This is a genomic window from Nocardia sp. NPDC059195, assembly GCF_042754695.1.
Taxonomy (GTDB): Bacteria; Actinomycetota; Actinomycetes; order Mycobacteriales; family Mycobacteriaceae; genus Nocardia.
On record NZ_JBHZBG010000017.1, the window covers coordinates 128,194 to 145,846 of the forward strand.

General features: G+C 67.4%; 16 protein-coding genes. 8 read left to right on the forward strand and 8 right to left on the reverse strand.

Features of this window, described 5'->3' with window-relative positions:
* Positions 1-70: 70 nt before the first annotated feature.
* The gene (locus ACFXKN_RS21770; RefSeq protein WP_378942756.1) at positions 71-736 is read left to right on the forward strand and encodes a TrmH family RNA methyltransferase; all 666 of its coding nucleotides are present in this window, start codon (positions 71-73) and stop codon (positions 734-736) included.
* A 132-nt stretch (positions 737-868) separates the two neighbouring features.
* Complete coding sequence (locus ACFXKN_RS21775; protein WP_378943251.1) at positions 869-1,957, forward strand: glycoside hydrolase family 76 protein; 1,089 nt, start codon at positions 869-871, stop codon at positions 1,955-1,957.
* A 1-nt stretch (position 1,958) separates the two neighbouring features.
* Here ACFXKN_RS21775 and ACFXKN_RS21780 read toward each other — a convergent pair whose 3' ends face one another.
* Complete coding sequence (locus ACFXKN_RS21780; RefSeq protein WP_378943246.1) at positions 1,959-2,624, reverse strand: DedA family protein; 666 nt, start codon at positions 2,622-2,624, stop codon at positions 1,959-1,961.
* 32 nt (positions 2,625-2,656) lie between these two features.
* Positions 2,657-3,313, reverse strand: a complete 657-nt coding sequence (locus ACFXKN_RS21785; protein ID WP_378943241.1) for a DedA family protein — start codon at positions 3,311-3,313, stop codon at positions 2,657-2,659.
* A gap of 280 nt (positions 3,314-3,593) precedes the next feature.
* On the opposite strand from ACFXKN_RS21785, the gene ACFXKN_RS21790 reads away from it, so the two are divergent.
* The 3 genes from ACFXKN_RS21790 (at position 3,594) to ACFXKN_RS21800 (ending at position 7,327) form a co-directional block, all read left to right on the forward strand.
* Positions 3,594-5,030, forward strand: coding sequence for an RNA-guided endonuclease InsQ/TnpB family protein (locus ACFXKN_RS21790; RefSeq protein ID WP_378942745.1), 1,437 nt, complete (start codon positions 3,594-3,596; stop codon positions 5,028-5,030).
* Between the two features lie 110 nt (positions 5,031-5,140).
* A complete protein-coding gene (gene fbaA, locus ACFXKN_RS21795) occupies positions 5,141-6,178 on the forward strand; it encodes a class II fructose-bisphosphate aldolase (RefSeq protein WP_378942741.1) in 1,038 nt (345 codons plus the stop codon).
* Between the two features lie 30 nt (positions 6,179-6,208).
* Positions 6,209-7,327 (forward strand): BTAD domain-containing putative transcriptional regulator, encoded by a 1,119-nt coding sequence (locus ACFXKN_RS21800; RefSeq protein ID WP_378942733.1) that lies wholly within the window; start codon positions 6,209-6,211, stop codon positions 7,325-7,327.
* Between the two features lie 50 nt (positions 7,328-7,377).
* On the opposite strand, the gene ACFXKN_RS21805 is transcribed toward ACFXKN_RS21800, so the two are convergent.
* From ACFXKN_RS21805 to ACFXKN_RS21815, 3 genes are all read right to left on the reverse strand, one after another.
* Positions 7,378-8,430 (reverse strand): fused (3R)-hydroxyacyl-ACP dehydratase subunits HadA/HadB, encoded by a 1,053-nt coding sequence (locus ACFXKN_RS21805; protein ID WP_378942722.1) that lies wholly within the window; start codon positions 8,428-8,430, stop codon positions 7,378-7,380.
* 98 nt (positions 8,431-8,528) lie between these two features.
* The gene (locus tag ACFXKN_RS21810) at positions 8,529-10,460 is read right to left on the reverse strand and encodes a hypothetical protein (protein WP_378942714.1); all 1,932 of its coding nucleotides are present in this window, start codon (positions 10,458-10,460) and stop codon (positions 8,529-8,531) included.
* A gap of 269 nt (positions 10,461-10,729) precedes the next feature.
* On the reverse strand, positions 10,730-11,491 hold the full coding sequence (locus ACFXKN_RS21815) for a hypothetical protein (protein WP_378942711.1): 762 nt from the start codon (positions 11,489-11,491) through the stop codon (positions 10,730-10,732).
* Between the two features lie 525 nt (positions 11,492-12,016).
* Here ACFXKN_RS21815 and ACFXKN_RS21820 point away from each other — a divergent pair.
* On the forward strand, positions 12,017-12,451 hold the full coding sequence (locus ACFXKN_RS21820; protein WP_378942708.1) for a DUF3151 domain-containing protein: 435 nt from the start codon (positions 12,017-12,019) through the stop codon (positions 12,449-12,451).
* 25 nt (positions 12,452-12,476) lie between these two features.
* On the forward strand, positions 12,477-13,643 hold the full coding sequence (locus tag ACFXKN_RS21825) for an aromatic acid exporter family protein (RefSeq protein ID WP_378942703.1): 1,167 nt from the start codon (positions 12,477-12,479) through the stop codon (positions 13,641-13,643).
* Between the two features lies 1 nt (position 13,644).
* Here the strand turns inward: ACFXKN_RS21825 and ACFXKN_RS21830 are convergent, their stop codons facing one another.
* Genes ACFXKN_RS21830 through ACFXKN_RS21840 form a run of 3 tightly spaced genes read right to left on the reverse strand, consistent with a single transcriptional unit; the run spans position 13,645 to position 15,954 of the window.
* Positions 13,645-14,499, reverse strand: coding sequence for a glycosyltransferase (locus tag ACFXKN_RS21830; RefSeq protein ID WP_378942699.1), 855 nt, complete (start codon positions 14,497-14,499; stop codon positions 13,645-13,647).
* A 40-nt stretch (positions 14,500-14,539) separates the two neighbouring features.
* Positions 14,540-15,328, reverse strand: coding sequence for a site-2 protease family protein (locus tag ACFXKN_RS21835; protein ID WP_378942692.1), 789 nt, complete (start codon positions 15,326-15,328; stop codon positions 14,540-14,542).
* The gene (locus tag ACFXKN_RS21840) at positions 15,325-15,954 is read right to left on the reverse strand and encodes a hypothetical protein (protein WP_378942689.1); all 630 of its coding nucleotides are present in this window, start codon (positions 15,952-15,954) and stop codon (positions 15,325-15,327) included. Before ACFXKN_RS21840 ends, ACFXKN_RS21835 begins: the two co-directional genes overlap by 4 nt.
* A gap of 263 nt (positions 15,955-16,217) precedes the next feature.
* Between ACFXKN_RS21840 and ACFXKN_RS21845 the strand changes: the two genes are divergently transcribed.
* Positions 16,218-17,507: an adenylosuccinate synthase gene (locus ACFXKN_RS21845; protein ID WP_378942684.1), complete on the forward strand. Its 1,290-nt coding sequence runs from the start codon at positions 16,218-16,220 to the stop codon at positions 17,505-17,507.
* Positions 17,508-17,653 lie beyond the last annotated feature (146 nt).

The following is a 17,653-nucleotide window of genomic DNA, read 5'->3' on the forward strand; positions in this document are numbered from 1 at the left end:
CTACCCGCCCCCGGGCTACTATCAGCGCCCGCATTCCTCGACCTACTGAGCCCCCGCCTAGCATTGCCGGGTGAATGAACAAGAGGTCGCGGGCCCGACCGAGTGGGGCGAGCACCCGTACGGCCTCGGTCCGTGGGAGCAGGAATACGACACCCCCGTCCCCACCGACGCGCGCTATGACCCCGTCCTGCTGGCCGAGGGCGACCGCCGCAATGTCGTCGACGCCTACCGATACTGGACCCGCGAGGCGATCGTCGCCGACATCGACGCCCGCCGGTTCCCCTTCCACGTGGCCATCGAGAACTTCGGCCACGACGCCAATATCGGCACCGTCGTGCGCACCGCCAACGCCTTCGCCGCCGCGGCGGTGCACATCGTCGGCAAGCGGCGCTGGAACCGTCGCGGCGCGATGGTGACCGACCGCTACCAGCACCTCGTCCACCACAGCGACCTCGCCGAACTGCGTGAATTCGCCGCGCGCGAGGGTTTGACGGTGGTTGCCGTCGACAATGTGCCCGGCGCGGTCCCCCTGGAAACAGCCGACCTGCCACGCAACTGCCTGCTGTTGTTCGGCCAGGAAGGCCCCGGCGTCAGCGATGACGCGAAAGACGCAGCGGCGCTGACTGTTTCGATCGCCCAGTTCGGCTCCACCCGCAGCATCAACGCCGGTGTCGCCGCGGGCATCGCCATGCACGCCTGGATCCGTCAACACGCCGACCTATCCGCGGCTTGGTAACGGAATGGGCACGCCAATGTCGGTTCCACCTGGCACCATGGAGCCATGACCTCGCGCAGCGGCCGGCGCCCCCAGCCCTTTGATCGCGCCGGATCCGTGCCAACCCCGGCGCTGTGGTCCGAGCGTGCCGATATGGCCGAGTCCGCGATCATCTCGCGGCATCTGCGAATGCTGTGGGGTTGTCCGGGAACGGAATTGGGTGTTGTCGGCTGGCCGGCGACCCGTCGTGAACGGGCCTTCGTCGGCTGGCACTACTGGTGGCAGGCCCACCTGCTCGATGTGGCGGTCGACGCCGCCAATCGCGTCCCCACCCCCGCCAGGCGCAGGCGCATCGGCGCGATCGCCCGCGGCATCCGGCTACGCAACATCACCGGCTGGACCAACCGCTACTACGACGACATGGCCTGGCTGGCCATCGTCCTGGAGCGCGCCGAGCGAACCCAGGAACTCACCTCGGCCCGCAGCGGACTCCTCGCCCTCGAACAGAAGCTCTACGGCGCGTGGGAACCCGAGGTCGGCGGCGGCATTCCGTGGCGGATCAAATCGGACTTCTTCAACGCCCCCGCCAACGGCCCGGCGGGCATCGCGCTCTTACGCCTGGGTCGCGTCGAGCGCGCGCGAGAGATGGCCGACTGGCTCGACGCGACCCTCCGCGACCCCGAAACCGGCCTGATCCTCGACGGCATCCACCTACCCTCCGGTGAGATCGAACGCCCGGTGTTCAGCTACTGCCAGGGTGTTGTCCTCGGTTTGGAAGCCGAGCTGGCCGTGCACACCGACGACGAACGTCACATCGCTCGGGTGAGCACCCTGCTGGCCGCGGTGGAAGAACACATGACCACCCGCCTGGTGATCAACGGCGGCGGCGGCGGTGACGGTGGCCTGTTCAACGGCGTGCTGGCGCGCTATCTCGCGGTGGTCGCCCTGATGTTGCCCGGCGAGGGCAAGCAGGCCGAAACCGATCGGCGCACCGCCGCGGCCATCGTCAAAGCCTCGGCCACCGCGGCCTGGGCCAATCGACTAGAGGTCGAAGGCGAGCCGCTGTTCGGGCACGACTGGAGCAAACCGTCCCGGCTTCCCGGCGGTACCGCGGGCGCGGGCAAGTTCACCGCGGGTGGTTCGGTGACCGCCTCGGCCGTGCCGGAACGCGACTTATCCGTGCAGCTGTCCGGCTGGATGCTGATGGAAGCGGCCTACCAGGTCAGCGCGGCCGGGCTGTAGCTCAGCGCTCGGCGTCGGCCGCGATGCTGGGCTCGAGGTCGTAGTCCTCGACCGGCCTCGCCATCTCCTGGCGATAGTGCCGGATACCGACGACGGTGCCGATGATCAGACCGACGATCAGCGTGCCGACCACGACGGGCATGAGCCACGGCACCTGCTCGAGGAACTCGCCCGCGTAATACCCGATCAGCAACAGCACCGGCGCCCAGATGATCGCGCCGAGCGTGCTGGCCACGGTGTAGCGCCGATGATCCATCCCGGCCGCACCCGCCACCATCGGGCACAGCGTGCGCACCCACGGAATCCAGCGGGCCACCAGCACCGCGAGGAACCCGTGCCGTTCGAGCAGATCGGTGACCTTGGCCAGATTCTTGGTGTTGATGTAGCGGCCGTTCTTGCGCGCCACCACGCGATGCCCGGTACGCGCCCCGACGACATAGCCCACTTGGTTACCCGCGATCGCCGCGAGCATCGTGCCCACCGACAACGCCCAGACCTGCGCTTCGCCGTTGGCGTGCGAGGCAAGCACGATGCCTGCGGTGATCAGCATCGAATCACCGGGCAGGAACAGCCCGATGATGAACGCGCATTCGAGAAAGACGAAAACTAGCACCACCGTGCAGACCACAGCGGGGCCTGCCGAGATCAGCGGATCGAAGCTGCCCATAGCGAGGGTCGACGGTACTGCGGTCACAGGGATCAGTGTGTCTCGTTCGTCGAAGCAGCCAGCTCGCCGCTCTGTGCCGGGGCGGCCGGGGCATTACGGCGCTCGAGCACCTTCTTACCGACCGTGATGATCGCGGGCAGGATCGAGACGAACACGATCAGCAGGAAGATCGCTTCCACGTGGTCGCGGATGAACGGCACATTGCCGAGGAAGTAGCCGATGACCGTGACACCGCCACCCCACAGCACCGCGCCGACGATGTCGAACGCCACGTACTTGCGGTAGCTCATCTGCGACACACCCGCGAGCACCGGCATGAACGTGCGCACGATCGGCACGAACCTGGCCAGGATGATGGTCTTGGGGCCGTGCTTCTCGAAGAACTCGTGCGTCTCGGTGACGTAGTGCTTCTTGAAGAAGCGGCTGTCTTCCTTCTTGAAGATGGCCGGACCGATCTTGCGGCCGATCCAATACGCACACTGGTCGCCGGCGAATGCTGTGAGAATCACCAGCGGCACGAGCCACCAGATCGAGACCACAGGGTTCTCCTGCGCCGCGAGCATGCCGCCGGTGAACAGCAGCGAGTCACCCGGCAGCAACGGGAACAGCAGACCGGTCTCGATGAACACGATCGCCAGGATGGCGGGCAGAACCGCATTCTTGAGCCACGTCTCCTGGAGCAGATACATCGGGTCCAGCAACTGGGTCAACGCAAGGTTGCTCGTCACCGCATCGGATACCGCCAGCAAAGTCACGGCCCCCACAGTACCGGTCCGATCTGTGACATGAGTGCCCTGCGGGTGAACCTCGCGACCGGGTGATTCCGCTCTCGTCCTCCTGAGAGGATGTCCGAGACCCTCTGCCCGCCCACGTCCAGCGCCTGCCTGAATCCTACTGATCGAGAGCCCAGTTACGGTCCCGCTGTCCTCGAGCGATCAGTGTCGGTGTCCCGTGTCACACTCGTCGACGATGAGCCGCCACACCACTTTCCGATACTGCCTCGACCCCACCGTCGAGCAGTCCGACGTGCTCGCGCGGCATGCCGGTGCGGCCCGGTTCGCATTCAACCAAAGCCTCGACTTCGTCAGAACCGCCCTCGACCGCCGCAAAACCACCCCGCAACACCCAGTTCCGTGGACCCGGTTCGACTTGATCAACGCATTCAACACCTGGAAGAAGACTGATGCCGCCGGACGAGTCTTCACCGTCAGCCCCGACGGGGTCGCAGAGATCCAGGTAACCGGGTTGGCGTGGCGCACCCAGGTGTGCCAGCAAGTGTTCGAAGAGGCCGCCGTGGACTGTGGACGCGGCCTGGCGGCGTTCTCGGACTCCCGTAGCGGTAAACGCGCGGGTAAACGGGTCGGGTTCCCCCGTTTCAAGAAGAAGAACAAGACCACGCCATCGTTCCGGATCCGCAACAAGCACCCCAAAGGTGGACGGCCGACGGTCCGTGTCGGTGACAACGGCATCGTCCGGTCGGTGACCTTGCCCGGAATCGGTGCGATCCGGGTGCGTGACGACACTCGCCGGTTGCGGCGCCTACTCACCAAGGAACGCGCGAGGATCCTCTCTGTCACCGTCTCCTGTCGGGCTCGACGGTGGTGGATCTGCCTGACGCTTGAAGCCGCGGACTTGCACCCGGCGCACCATCACCGGCCGAGGGAGCATCACGATCACCACGGTTGGATCGGGATCGATCGCGGACTGGCAGTGTTCGCGGTCGCCGCGACCGCCGACGGAACCGAGGTCGCGCGCATCGTCACCGCTCCCAGACCGTTGGTTACAGAGGTGAGCAGGCAACGCCGTCTGGCGAGGTCGGTGTCCCGGAAACAGGTGGGTTCGCACAACCGTCGAGATGCCACGGCACGGTTGGCGCGCCATCATCATCGAGTCGCGAATGTTCGTCGTCACTTCGCCCATCAGGTCGCCAATAGGCTGGTCAAAACCCACGACCGGCTCGTGATCGAAGACTTGAACGTGGCGGGGATGCTCGGCAACCATCATGTGGCTCGCGCGATCAGCGACGCCGGATGGGCCGACTTCGCCCGACTGTTGACCTACAAACAGGCGTGGCGTAGCGGCACGGTCGCGATCGCGGATCAGTGGTATCCGTCGAGCAAGCGCTGCTCGGCCTGCGCGACGATCAACCCCACCCTGACGTTGGCGGATCGGACGTTCTTCTGTGGGTGTGGGTTTCGTGCCGACCGTGACCACAACGCGGCGGTCAATCTCGCTGCGTGGCCGACAAGTGACCAGGTCTTTTCACGATCCCCGGACCCCCGAGCAGGGGGCCGGGCCACCAATGTCCGCCGACGGGAAGGCGCTGACCGGAACCCTCGTGGTATCGGTGAAACCGTCCCGGTCGACGCGGGAACTGATGCTCATACCACGCGTGGTGTGAGCTGAGGACGCCCGGGAAGGGCGGTGTCTGGATGCAAACAAGTGTTCGGACACGCTGTAATTTAGGGTGTGGCCTGACAGAATGTTTTTTTCCCCACAAGACGGAGGTCACTGCTGTGCCTATCGCGACCCCGGAGGTCTACGCCGAGATGCTCGGCCGGGCCAAGGCGCACTCGTTCGCGTTCCCGGCTATCAACTGCACTTCGTCGGAGACGATCAACGCCGCCATCAAGGGCTTCGCCGACGCGGGCAGTGACGGCATCATCCAGTTCTCCACCGGTGGCGCCGAATTCGCTTCGGGCCTCGGCGTGAAGGACATGGTCACCGGCGCGGTGGCACTGGCCGAGTTCGCGCACATCGTGGCCGCGCGCTACGACGTGACGATCGCGCTGCACACCGATCACTGCCCCAAGGACAAGCTGGACACCTACGTGCGTCCGCTGATCGCGATCTCGCAGGAGCGCGTCAACAACGGCCTGAACCCGCTGTTCCAGTCGCACATGTGGGACGGCTCGGCCATCCCGATCGACGAGAACCTCGAGATCGCCAAGGAACTGCTGAAGGCCTGTCAGTCGGCCAACATCATTCTCGAGGTCGAGATCGGTGTCGTCGGCGGCGAGGAAGACGGCGTCGAGGCCGAGATCAACGACAAGCTCTACACCTCGCCCGAGGACTTCGAGAAGACCATCGACGCGCTCGGCGGTGGCGAGAACGGCAAGTACCTGCTCGCCGCCACCTTCGGCAACGTGCACGGTGTGTACAAGCCGGGCAACGTGGTGCTCAAGCCCGAGGTGCTGGCCGAGGGCCAGCGCGTCGCGGCCGCCAAGCTGGGCCTGGCCGAGGGTGCGCAGCCGTTCGACTTCGTCTTCCACGGTGGATCGGGCTCGCTGAAGTCCGAGATCGAGGACTCGCTGCGCTACGGCGTGGTGAAGATGAACGTCGACACCGACACCCAGTACGCCTTCACCCGCCCGGTCGCCGGCCACATGTTCGCCAACTACGACGGTGTGCTGAAGATCGACGGTGAGGTCGGCAACAAGAAGGTCTACGACCCGCGCAGCTACCTCAAGAAGGCCGAGACCTCGATGGCCGAGCGTGTGGCCGAGGCCTGCAACGACCTGAAGTCGGCCGGTCGCTCCGTCAGCGGTTCCTGATTTTCGCATCAACAAACGGGGCCCGAGCTCATGAGTCTTGATGTCCGTGTGCTCGGGCCCGTCCGATTGCTCGTCGGCGGTGAGCCGGTAGCGGTCGGCGGGCCCAAGCCGCGCGCTCTCCTTGCCGCGCTCACCGTCAACAGGCGGCGCGCGGTGTCTTCTGCTGTGCTGGCCGAGATGGTCTGGAACGAGGATCCACCGGATTCCTACGCGGCCAGTCTGCAGGTGTTCGTGTCGAACATTCGCAAAGCGCTGCGCAACGCGGGGATCGATTCGGCGCAGGTATTGCGGACCGAGGGTGCGGGGTATCGGCTCGAAATCCCGGATACCGCCTGTGATCTCGGACGGTTCGAGAGCGCGCGCGAAGCGGGTTCGCGATGCCTGGACGCGGGTGACCACCCCGGCGCCGCCAACCTTTTCGGTGCGGCACTGCGTGAATGGACCGGGCGGGCACTGGCCGACCTGGCCGGCTTGCAGTTCGCCGACGGTTTCGCCACCGCGATGAACGAGGAGCGGCTACTCGCCGTCTCCGCCCGTGTCGACGCTGAAATCGCCTGCGGTCGGGCGTCTTCGGTGATCGGCGAGCTGGTGTCGATGACCAACGAGCATCCGCTGCGCGAGCCGCTGTGGGGGCAGTTGATCACCGCGCTGTATCTGTCCGGGCGGCAGGCGGATGCGCTGGAGGCGTGCCGACGGGTACGTGGGGTGCTCGCCGAGGAATTGGGGATCGATCCCGGCGCGGCGCTGATCGAGCTGGAGCAGCGGGTTCTGCGGCAGGAGCCGTTGAATGTGTTGGCGTCCAGGCGATCTGATCAGGTGGCCGCGGCGATGACCGAGACGGTTACCGAGGTGCCGCAGTCGATCCGGAACGGCAATCTGCGGTTCGCGGATGGTCGCACCTTGCCGATTCCGCACGGCGGCATCAGGATCGGCCGGATGACGGATAACGAGCTGGTCCTCGATGATCCGAAGGCCAGTCGGTATCACGCGCACATCATGCCGAGCCGGGCTGGTCTGCTGATCAAGGATCTGCACTCCGCCAACGGGGTTTACGTCAATGAGGCGCCTATCGACAGCGGTGCGCTGTTGGCTGACGGGGATGTAATCCGTATCGGCGGAACCGTTTTGGTGTTCATCGCGGTGAAGTAGGGCTGGGTCGGGTGTGGCGACCCAGCCACTCCTTGGGTCGCGGGTGGGGCCTACGTAAGCCGGATCTCGGCTACTGCTCGGCCGAAGAGTTTGCGGCCCTCGGAAACTCCGCTCAGGAGGACTGTTGCCGCGCGCCGAACGGGGTCGACCGACTTGATCTTTCCGGAGAACTCGATGACGCCTGCCTCGGCGGGGGGGACCGGAACGAAACCGGAGAACCGGACGCTCAACTTCTCGATGGCGGTCGGGTCGCCCAGCCAATCGGTGAGGTACTGCGCGGCCAGGCCCATGGTGAGCAGGCCGTGGGCCACCACTGTGGGCAGGCCGGCCAGTTCGGCGGCGCGGTCGCTGAAGTGGATGGGGTTGGGGTCGCCGGAGACGCCTGCGTAGTTGGCGAGGTCGCCGCGGGTCAGGCGGGCGGTGGCGGGCGGGAGTTCGGTTCCCTTTGCCAGGGTGTCGAATTCGGGGGTGGTGTTGACCGCGACGGTTTCGCGCGGTGGAACCGCGGGGGCGGGGCCGGTGCGGCGGATCAGCAGGTCGCCGGTGTCGGCGATGACATCGGGGCGGGGCTGCATGCTGATGTTCTCGACGGCCTCGACGATATTGGCGTCGACCTCGATGCCACGGCGGGCCACGATCGTGGTGGTGCCCTGCACGGCGACCTGGTCGTGCTGGTTGCGCAGCTTGAAACCGACATTGATGAAGTCGTTGTCGCCGAACTGGCGGATCGACTCGATCTCGATCTCGGTGCTGATCCGGTCGCCCGCCAGCATCGGGTGGAACAGCTCGAAAACCTGGTCGGTCTGCAGCACCTGGGAGAGGTCGTACTCGGTGAGCACGGTGTCGAGCAGGGCGCGGGTGGCGGTCATGCCGATCACCGAGGCGAAGGTCGGCGGGGCGATCACCCCGTCATAGCCGAGCTTGCGCGCGTCGACTTCCTGCTGATGGGCGGGGTGCAGATTCTGCACGGCCCTGGCGAATTCTCGGATCTTCTCGCGGCCGACTTCGTAGTGATCGCGGAATCCGAAGCGCTGACCAACCAGCGTCGCATCCGGGACCACAGCTTCGATGTCCGGCTGCACCACTGTCTGTTCCCTGCTCATGATCCGGAAAACTTTACTTGTTTACCCATCTGGATCACCAGTTATGTGTGACCCGTCATAGCAGGCAGAAGCGTCCGCTACGACGGGTCAACGCACGATCAGGGGGTACCCGCGGGGTCACACACCTTCCAGCTACCGTCGGTGCGCTGCAGGTCGAACGTCCGCGCGGTCCGCTTCGACGGATCCGCCGTGGTGTACACCGTGGCCTGGGCCAGCGCGGTTTCGCCGGTGATCCGCACCGCGTCCACGCTGTCGACCACCGGAATGGATCCGCGCTCGGTCGAGACCTCGTGCACGCCCTTGAACTGCTCGGGTGTGATGCCCTGGTAGAACGCGTGCAGCTCGCCACACGTGCTGGCCCGCAGGTCCTCCAGGTCACCGCTGCGCAGCGCGTCGGTGTAATCCCCGATTACCGCCTTCACCTGCCCCTCGGGCGAATCGTCCGCACCGCCCATCAGCGCCACGACCGTCGCGATCAAGGCGACAACCAGCACCGCGGCCCCACCGGCGGCCAGCAACCACTTCTTGGGCCGCTTGGCCCCGGCCTCACCGCCATCCTCGCCTTGCTGGGCCCCGATGCGCTGCGGCGGCGCCACCGCCCGCTGCCCATCGGCCAACTGCTGGGCGGGCTTTGTCGGCTGGATATCCGCGGGCGAAGGCGCCGACCCACCCGTTCGCTGCGGCCCACCCGGCCCGCGCGGCGGCGAGGGCTGAGTTTCCTCGACTCCCGGCCCCGCGCCACGCGGACCTTGCTCGTCGGAGTCGCCCGGTCCGGGCCGACCGGGCGACTGGTTGCCCGCGGCCGCGAGTCCTGACAGGCCGACCGCTGCGGGTCCTTGCTGGTTCGAAGCGCCCGGTCCGTGCTGACCTGCGGGCCCGTGCTGGCCGGGGCTCTGTTGTCCTGGACCCAGAGGCCCGTGCTGGCCGGGACCACCGGGCCGAGAACCGACGGGCCCTTGCTGACCTGAGCCTTGCTGCCCCGGTCCTGCTGGTCCGCGATGGTCAGTGCCCTGGTGTCCGGGACCGACCGGGTACTGGCCCGGCCCGGCAGGTCCGACCTGGCCCGGCCCGGCGAGCCCTTGTTGCCCGGCCTGACGCGGCCCGGCAGGACCGCGCGGTGTGTTCGGCGGCGGCGTCATCGCAGGCCGCCCACCCGCGGGCGGCACCACCCGATCGGTTCCACCCGGCCCGGCGGTCTTCGCCCGCTGCACCGGCATGGCGGTGGTCGGCGCATCCGCCGAACTCACCACCCGCATCGCCACGGTCTGATCCTCGGAAGCGGGACCGCCGCCCTTCGACCCACCCGTCTCGAACTTCTCGGTCGCATCGACGTCACCCGGCTTTTGGCCCCGTGAGCCACCCGCTCCCGTGGCAGCCGCGGACCCGGCGGCCCCGGACCCGGCAGCACCGGACCCGGCAGCCGCGGACCCGGCGGCCCCGGACCCGGCAGCACCGGACCCGGCGGCCCCGGACCCGGCAGCCGCGGACCCGGCGGCACCGGACCCGGCAGCCGCGGACCCGGCGGCACCGGACCCGGCAGCAGTGGACCCTGAGACCCCGGACTTTGCGGCCGTGGCCGTGGCTGCGGTCCCTGCGTCTACAGCGGCAGTCGGATCGCCCTTCGGCCCTACGGTGGCAGTAATACCCGAATCGGCTTCTGTTGCAGTGGTTTCCGTGCCTCCCGTGGGGCTGTCGCCGTCCTGCGCGCGCTGGCCGGAGCCGCCATCGGTGGTCGACTTCGAGCTCTGCGGATCTGACGACTCGGCGGATCCGCTGCCCGCCGCCGCAGCACCCGCGGCTGCGGCACCTACCACCGCTGCACCGGCGACCGAGCCGCGTGCGGTCGAGCCGCTCGGCGCGGATGTCTTGTCGGACTCCACATCCGACGCGTCGGCAAGATCGGCCCTGTTCATCCCTGCGGTAGGCACATCCGCCTGCGCCGACTTCGCCTGGGCGCCACCGATCTTCACCGTGTGGTCATCCGCCGAACCCCCGTGCCCCGCCGTCGGATTCCGCCCGGGAATCGACATGGCGGTCGTCGGTGCGTCCGGTCCGGCGACGTTGGAACCCCGCTCGTCACGAGGCGCTGGGCTCGAAGCAGCCGCCTGGTCACCTCGGTTCCCACCGGGCAGCCCCTTCGACAGCCCAGCCAACGGCGACCCGCCAGCAGCTGAATCCTGTTCCGCGCCTTGCCCACCCGGACCCACGGGCGCACTTCCTTGCCGGCCGACGGAAGGCGATCCACCGGGACCGCTCACTCGCGAAGGCCCACCCGGCCCGGCAGGCCGCGGCCCACCACTCACATTGCCCGGCCCGCCGACCTGCCGAGCACCGGCGTTTTCCCCGGCTCGGGGTCCACCGCCTTGCTGCGAACCCGGTCCACCGGGACCGTATCCCGCGTGCGGTCCACCCGGCTGTTGCGGACCGGGTCGGCCGCTTCCTGCCTGGGGGCCACCGGTTTGTTGACCAGGTCGGCCGCTCGGTCCCTGTCCGGCGTGGGGACCGGCGGTTTGCTGTGGATCGAGTCCGCCGCTCGGTCCGTGTCCCGCTTGCGGTCCGCCGGTTTGCTGTGGACCAGGTCCGCCACTCGGTCCGCGTCCGGCCTGCGGTCCGCCGCCTTGTTGCGAGCCGGGACCACCGACCGGACCCCCTGACCGTGGTCCACCCTGGCCCGGATGTTGTGGTGCGCCAGGCGCGTTACCCGGTCGACCCGAAGGTTGTTGTGCGCCGGGCACATTGCCCGGCTGTCCCGCACCGGGACCGCTACCCGGTCGTGCCCCACCGGGCGTAAACCCTGGCCGCCCCCATGACTGCTGCGACCCCGGACCCGAAGACTGTTGTCCACCAGGCGCATTGCCCGGCCGCGCCGATCCCTGCCCCACGCCGGGTGCGTTGCCACCGGGCAGCCCACCAGCGGGGTTGCCCTGCGGTGCACGAGGTCCACCTTGCGGCGGTCCACCCGCAGTGCCCTGCGCACCCGCCCGAGTTCCACCGGCGGCATCGGCACCGGGACCACCCGAGCGCTGAGGACCACCGGCCTGCTCGCCTGGCTGCGTCCCACCGGAACGCGCGTCCGCGGCATCATCGGGCTGAACCGGCAGATCCCCTCGCCGAATCACCACCGTCTGATCCGCACCCACCGGCGGCCGCGTCGCCCGGTCCGGCTCGGTGACCGAGTCAGGTGCGCCGGGAGGCGACGCGGACGAATCGTCACGCTGGCCGGGCGCGCCGGGACCGGCAGACTCTGCTGCCGGGTTGTTCTCGTCGGTCGGGTCGGACACCTCTGTACCCCTCGCTCAGGCTCGAACGTTGCACTCTGCGCTCAGCCTAATAGGCGCAGCCGCGAAGCGGTCCCAAGTCTCTCGCGCATGGTCGGAGCGAGTGCGGCGGCGGCGCTGAGCGGTCCCAGCTCTATCGCGCACGGCCGCGGCGAAGACAGGCCTCGAAGGCGTAGCCGCGAAGCGGTCGGCGAGGCCTGCCGCGCGCGGCCGAAGGCACCCCTGACGGGCGCTGCGTGCGGGAGACCGCCGATCACCAAGCGGCGGGCCGGTCGGCGTCTGTCAGACCCTCGGTGCACAATGAACCCATGACCTCCTTCGGTGACCTGCTCGGACCGCAGCCGGTCCTCCTTCCCGAACTGACCGACGCCGAAGACGCCATTGCCGCGGGCACCGACCCCGTCGAGGTAGTCGCGCAATACCCGGCCGCGTCTATCGCATGGGCACAGCTCGCCGAGGCCGCCCTGAAGCGCGCAGGCGGCGAGGTGAACCACGACACCGTCGCCGCGTACGCCTTCGCCCGCACCGGCTACCACCGCGGCCTCGACCTGCTGCGTCGCAACGGCTGGAAGGGTTTCGGCCCCGTCCCGTGGAGCCACGAACCCAACCAGGGCTTCCTGCGCAGCGTCGGCGCGCTGGCGAGCGCCGCGAAGACGATCGGCGAAACCGAGGAGTACGCACGCTGCCTCGACCTGCTCGAGGACTGCGATCCGCGCGCGGCGAACGAACTCGGCCTGGACTGAGTCAGTAGTCGGGTCCGAGTCGTAGGTGAGCGAGCACAAGCCTTTCGTCGCCGTCGCCACGCCGGTAGTCGCGGCCGCCAAGGTCACGACCGTCGGCCGGTATCGGGCGTCGATCGAGCGCTTGCGGCTCTCGGCCATCCCGATCATCCAGTGCGCGCTCGGCGCCGCACTGGCCTGGTTCATCGCCCACGACCTCGTCCACCACGTCGAACCGTTCTTCGCGCCGACCGCCGCGGTGGTCTCCATCGGTATCTCGTTCGGTGCGCGGGTGCGCCGCTCGGTGGAGTTGGTGGTGGGTGTCGCGGTCGGCATCGGCATCGGCGACCTGTTCATCGCCCAGGTCGGGACCGGTGTCTGGCAGGTGGGCCTGGTGGTCGGCGGCGCGATGGCGGTGTCGGTATTTCTCGGCAGCGGCGCGCTCATGACGATGCAGGCGGCGGGTTCGGCCGTGCTGGTCTCGACCTTGAATCAGGCGCCCGGCGCGGGGCCGAACCGCATGATCGACGCCTTGATCGGCGGGCTCGTCGGCGTGCTGATGGTCGCGCTGATCCCACTGCACCCGGTGCGCCGCGCCCGCGAACACGCCGCCGCCGTGCTGTCGGTGATGAGTAAATCGATGATCGCCTGCGCCGACGGCCTGCTCGAACAGAACTCGACGAAGGTGTCCGACTCGCTGTCGGCGGTGCGCGACACCCAGCCCCAGATCGACGCCTTACGCGACGCACTCGCGGGGGGCCGCGAGATCAGCCGCATATCGCCGCTGTATTGGAATTCCCGAAAACGCTTGCAACGCATCCACAACGCGGCCGACCCGCTCGACAACGCCGTCCGCAATACCCGTGTGCTGCTTCGCCGTTCGCTCACCCTCGTCCGCGACGACGAGGTCCTCGACCCGCGCCTGATCGACCTGGTCAACCAGTTGGGCCACGCCACCGACGTGGTCCGCACAATGATGCTGGCCGACCCAGGCCAGCAACCCGATCAGGCCGAAGCCCTCAAGTTGTTGCGCAGCGTCGCCAAGGACGCTCGCCCCGAACTCGTTGTCGGGGCGGGATTGTCGGCACACGTGGTGTTCGCGCAGATCCGTTCGATCCTGGTGGATCTGATGGTGGTGTGTGGGATGCAGCGCATCTCGGCCATCGCCCTGCTCCCACCCACCGTGCCCAATCCGTATGTGACGCCGGAGGAGTAACTCAGTCGCCGACGGGGGAAACGCGTGGGCGCCCCGAACGCAGCGAGAAACGCTTGCGGTCGAAGTCCCATGCCCGGTAGATCGGCCACTGCGAGGTGTGCATGATCCAGGCACCGGTGATCACCGCGCGATGGAACGGCACGATGTTGTAGCCCTGGTTGGCGATGGTCTGCAGGCCGCGCAGCTGGTACTTCCACCACACGTCGGGCGGGGTCTTGCGCCGGCGCGCGGAGATCTCCGCCCGCAAGGCAGGCAGCTGGTCGATGCGCAGTTTCGCCTTCGCGAGGCACAGCGCCAGATCGAGGTCTTCGTGCAGGTCACGGCGGGTAGTGGTGGCCGAACGCACCTGTTCCCACGCCGAGCGCCGGATCGCCATATTGGCGCCGTGCACATTGCCGACGGGCTGGGTCTTGATCATCCCGAGCCGCTCCTGTCCGCCGATCGCGGCGGCGAGGAAGATGCCGATCGGGGAGTCGTGATAGGTGCTGATACCGGTCACCGCCATGGTGTCCGAGTAGGCGTCGAGGTGGGCGCGCACGGTGGCACCCCACTCGGGGGAGACGAGGGTGTCGGCGTCGATGCGGCCGAGGTAGTCGCCGCGAGCCTTGTCGAAACCGGTGTTGCGAGCGAACGCGACGCCGGGCTGCGGCTCGGAGAACAATTCGATCTTGGGATGGCGGGCGGCGAGTTCGGCGACGATCTCGCGGGTGTTGTCGGTGCTTCCGTTGTCGACGACGACGATCTCGTCGATCGCATCCTGGCTGACAAGGCGCTCGAGACACGCGGTGATGCCCGCTGCTTCGTCGAGGGCCGGGATGACGACGGACAGGACAGCGGACGATCCGGTGGAGCTCATACGCAATTTCCGTTCCAGGGTCGATTCTGACCCGAGGCTATCAACGCCAGAAACGGGTCAACTGGCCGCCGTAGGCAGCCCACACCTCTGGTACCCCCGAAAGTTCGAACAATGCGTAAACGCCGTTGAAGAACACCTGACTCAACGGGGTGAAAAAGATGACAGCGAACAGGATCAACATGCCGTATGGCTTGAATTGATCGAGCGAGCGCCGCGTCTGGTAGCTCAGCGACGGCTCGATGATCCCGTAGCCGTCCAGCCCCGGCACCGGCAGAATGTTCAGCAGAAACGCTGTGATCTGCAGAAACGCCAGAAAACTCAGCCCGCACCAGAACGCGGGATGTTCGGCGACCGAGCCGAAAGCCCGGATCACGATCAGCAGCACCACCGCGCACAGCGCGTTCGACGCGGGTCCGACCGCGCTCACCAGGCGCTGCACACTCGTCTTGAACCGCGTCGTGTCCACATACACCGCGCCACCGGGCAAACCGATCCCGCCGAGCGCGATGAACACCAGCGGCAGGCCGATCGACAGCACCGGGTGGCTGTATTTCAGCGGATTCAGCGTGAGATACCCACGGATCTCCACCTCGTGATCGCCCGCTCGCCACGCCACATACGCGTGGGAGAACTCGTGCAGGCACAAACTGATGATCCAGCCGAACACCACGAGCAGGAATACGCCGACCTTGGCGCGCACCGAATCGATATCGGCGTCCCAGGCGAGTGCGCCGCCGCCCACCGCGACCAGCACGATCAGCAGGAAAACCGGGCTCGGCCGGACCGCGCTGTGCCCGGTCCGCCGATCCGAGGGGAAGGAGTAAGTCATCGCACCAGCAACCAGGGTTGTTCGAATCGATAAAAGGTCGAGCGGGGGACGGTGCGTTCGGCGGTGATCCCGTCGCGGGTGACCACGGCCCCCGGGGTGCCGAGTTGGGCAGCGCGACCGGAAACCCAGGTGCGTTTGCGCAGGCCTTTGCGCACTCGTGCGCGGACACCGGGCATGGTCATCGTCGGCGAGATCAGCATCGTGGCGACCTTGCCGGTGAACAGCAGCGTGTCGTCGACATAGGCTTCGCCTTCGAGCTTCGCGCCGTCGACGCCGGTGATGCTCGCGCGGCCGACGAGCACGGTGCCGGTGTCGTCGCGGATCAGCGGCGTCTCGACGGCCCGGCCCTCCACCGCTCGCTTCGCGGCGCCGTTACCGGTTCCGGTCTGATAGACCCGCGAGGCATAGGACGTATCGACCGGTACGAAACCGACCTCGACATGCAACCGCTCGGTGCGCATCAAATGGGTGAGCACGGCGGCGAGCGAGGCATCGGCGCCGAGCACGATCAGGCGCGGCAGGCTGTCGGCGGCCAGCACCGGCAGCAGCTCATCGATCACCGCGACATCGGGCACCCGCCCGGTCTGGGTGTTGGGTAACGAGGAGAGCGCGATCGGGACCGGCATGTCACCGCATCGGAGAACGTGGGTACTCAAACTGCGGCACACCCTCCTCGGTCACGCAAACTCACTGCCGACTGATAACCGTAACCGATCAGGGCAGGTGCGGTAGGGCGGGGTCGGCGCTCCGTGGGGCAGGTCGACGGGACCTGATCAGGTGTCGGCTAGACTGTGCGTCCGGCCACCGCCTCAGTGATAGACGCGCCAGCGTCTACGGCAGGTAGCTGCAGTGCTGTGTGTGCTGCCGTCGATCTGTAGGAGACTCCGAAATGCCGGCAATCGTCCTCATCGGTGCCCAATGGGGCGACGAGGGTAAGGGCAAAGCTACAGACCTGCTCGGTGAGCGGTTGCAGTGGGTGGTCCGATACCAGGGCGGCAACAACGCCGGCCACACCGTAGTTCTCCCCAATGGTGACAAGTTCGCTCTGCACCTGATCCCGTCCGGCATCCTCACCCCCGGTGTCAAGAACGTCATCGGTAACGGTGTCGTTGTCGACCCGGGCGTGCTGCTCGACGAACTCGCCGGTCTGGAAGAGCGCGGAGTCGACACCTCCGGCCTGCTGCTCTCCGCTGACGCGCACCTGATCATGCCGTATCACGTGGCCATCGATAAGGTCACCGAACGCTTCCTCGGCAACCGCAAGATCGGCACCACCGGTCGCGGTATCGGCCCCTGCTACCAGGACAAGGTCGCCCGCGTCGGCGTCCGCGTCGCCGATGTGCTCGACGAGAAGATCCTCACCCAGAAGGTTGAGGCCGCCCTGGAGTTCAAGAACCAGGTGCTGGTCAAGATCTACAACCGCCGCGCGCTCGACACGCAGCAGGTGGTGGACGAGGTGCTCGAGCAGGCCGAATCGTTCAAGCACCGCATCTCCGACACCCGCCTCGAGCTGAACCTGGCGCTCGAGCGGGGCGACACCGTGCTGCTGGAAGGTTCGCAGGGCACGCTGCTCGACGTCGACCACGGCACCTATCCGTTCGTCACCTCGTCCAACCCGACTGCGGGTGGGGCCGCGGTGGGTTCGGGCATCGGACCGAACAAGATCGACACGGTGCTCGGCATTCTCAAGTGCTACACCACCCGCGTCGGCTCCGGCCCGTTCCCGACCGAGCTGTTCGACAACTTCGGTGAGTTCCTGGCCAAGAACGGTGGCGAGGTCGGTGTCACCACCGGTCGTGCGCGTCGCTGTGGTTGGTTCGACGCGGTGATCAGCCGGTACGCCACGCGCGTCAACGGCGTCACCGACTACTTCCTCACCAAGCTGGACGTGCTGTCCGGGCTGGATACGGTACCGATCTGCGTGGCGTACGAGATCGACGGTAAGCGGGTCGAGCAGATGCCGACCACGCAGACCGAGTTCCATCACGCCAAGCCGGTCTACGAGGAGCTGCCGGGGTGGTGGGAGGACATCTCCCACGCTCGCACCTTCGAGGAGTTGCCCGCTAACGCGCAGGCGTATGTGCTTCGGCTGGAAGAGCTGTCGGGTGCGCGGATCTCGTGCATCGGCGTTGGTCCGGGGCGTGACCAGACGATTGTTCGGCACGACGTGCTCGCTTGAGGTGAGGCTGGAGCTCTGAGGTCCGGTGCCGGGTTGCGGCGCCGGGCCTTTCTGTGTTTATTGGCGCGCTGGCGCGCGCGTGTCCGCGGCCCTGAGGGGCCGCCGATCAGGGCTCGAGACTAACGCCTTCGGCGTAGCGCTTTCGA

Excerpts from the sequence above, each read along its gene's own strand:
- ACFXKN_RS21775 (WP_378943251.1), top strand. The coding sequence starts at position 869 with ATGGCCGAGTCCGCGATCATCTCGCGGCATCTGCGAATGCTGTGGGGT.
- ACFXKN_RS21800 (WP_378942733.1), top strand. The coding sequence starts at position 6,209 with ATGAGTCTTGATGTCCGTGTGCTCGGGCCCGTCCGATTGCTCGTCGGC.
- ACFXKN_RS21790 (WP_378942745.1), top strand. The coding sequence starts at position 3,594 with ATGAGCCGCCACACCACTTTCCGATACTGCCTCGACCCCACCGTCGAG.
- ACFXKN_RS21845 (WP_378942684.1), top strand. The coding sequence starts at position 16,218 with ATGCCGGCAATCGTCCTCATCGGTGCCCAATGGGGCGACGAGGGTAAG.
- ACFXKN_RS21785 (WP_378943241.1), bottom strand. The coding sequence starts at position 3,313 with ATGTATCTGCTCCAGGAGACGTGGCTCAAGAATGCGGTTCTGCCCGCC.
- ACFXKN_RS21830 (WP_378942699.1), bottom strand. The coding sequence starts at position 14,499 with ATGAGCTCCACCGGATCGTCCGCTGTCCTGTCCGTCGTCATCCCGGCC.
- ACFXKN_RS21835 (WP_378942692.1), bottom strand. The coding sequence starts at position 15,328 with ATGACTTACTCCTTCCCCTCGGATCGGCGGACCGGGCACAGCGCGGTC.
- ACFXKN_RS21805 (WP_378942722.1), bottom strand. The coding sequence starts at position 8,430 with ATGAGCAGGGAACAGACAGTGGTGCAGCCGGACATCGAAGCTGTGGTC.
- ACFXKN_RS21780 (WP_378943246.1), bottom strand. The coding sequence starts at position 2,624 with ATGGGCAGCTTCGATCCGCTGATCTCGGCAGGCCCCGCTGTGGTCTGC.
- ACFXKN_RS21810 (WP_378942714.1), bottom strand. The coding sequence starts at position 10,460 with ATGTCGATTCCCGGGCGGAATCCGACGGCGGGGCACGGGGGTTCGGCG.
- ACFXKN_RS21820 (WP_378942708.1), top strand. The coding sequence starts at position 12,017 with ATGACCTCCTTCGGTGACCTGCTCGGACCGCAGCCGGTCCTCCTTCCC.
- ACFXKN_RS21840 (WP_378942689.1), bottom strand. The coding sequence starts at position 15,954 with ATGCCGGTCCCGATCGCGCTCTCCTCGTTACCCAACACCCAGACCGGG.